1 protein-coding gene is annotated in these 1,025 nt (G+C 68.4%); it reads right to left on the bottom strand.

The genetic code is table 11. The features are described 5' to 3' along the window. Window positions 1-1,025 (bottom strand): histidinol dehydrogenase (gene hisD / locus T281_RS17135; RefSeq protein ID WP_037242561.1); only part of this gene is annotated, 1,025 nt, incomplete at both ends.

The raw sequence follows: 1,025 nt of genomic DNA on the forward strand, positions 1-1,025 counted from the left end.
TGCGCTTCATGTAGTCCAGCACGCCGAGCCCCGACGAGAATCGCGCCGCGCGCGACGTCGGCAGCACATGGTTCGACCCGCCCACGTAGTCGCCCACCGCTTCCGGCGTGAAATGGCCGATGAAGATCGCGCCCGCGTTGCGAATCGCGGGCAGCATGGCTTCCGCCTCGTCGCAGGCAAGCTCCAGATGCTCCGGCGCGAGCGCGTTCACGAGCGCTGGCGCTTCCTTCGCGAGGTCGGAGACGAGCAGCACTGCGCCATGGTCCGCCCAGCTTTTGGCCGCGATCACGCCGCGCGGCATAACGGCAAGCTGCGCGTCGACGGCCTTGGCGGTCGCCTCGGCAAGGGCGGGCGAATCCGTGATGAGGATCGATTGCGCGGCTTCGTCATGCTCCGCCTGCGCGAGCAGGTCGGCCGCGAGCCATACCGGATCGGCCTTGGCGTCCGCAACGGCCACAACCTCGGACGGCCCCGCGATCATGTCGATGCCGACGACACCGAACACCTGCCGCTTGGCTTCCGCCACCCAGGCATTACCGGGGCCGACGATCTTGACGACGGGCTTGATTGTCTCCGTGCCGTAGGCCAGGGCCGCCACGGCCTGCGCACCGCCGATGCGGTATACCTCGCGGATGCCCGCAAGATGGGCAGCGGCGAGCACGGCGGGATTCACCTCGCCCTTCGGCGTCGGCACCACCATGACGAGACGCGGCACGCCTGCCACCTTCGCAGGCACGGCATTCATCAGGACCGAACTCGGATAGCTCGCCTTGCCGCCCGGCACGTAGAGGCCGACGGAGTCCAGCGGCGTCCAGCGGTGTCCCAGCTCCGCGCCGATTGCGTCGGCGTAGCGGTCGTCGGCGGGGATCTGGCGGCGGTGATGCTTCTCAATGCGCTCATAGGCGGTCTGAAGCGCAGCCTTGAGATCGGGCGCGAGGCCGTTCCAAGCCGCCTCAAGCTCTTCCGGCGCGATGGCGAGGCCGGTTTCGGCGAGGTTCATATGGTCGAAGCGCTCGGTGAACTCG

Origin of the sequence: Rhodomicrobium udaipurense JA643, from assembly GCF_000636015.1 — a bacterium.
In the GTDB taxonomy this organism is placed as follows: Bacteria; Pseudomonadota; Alphaproteobacteria; order Rhizobiales; family Rhodomicrobiaceae; genus Rhodomicrobium; species Rhodomicrobium udaipurense.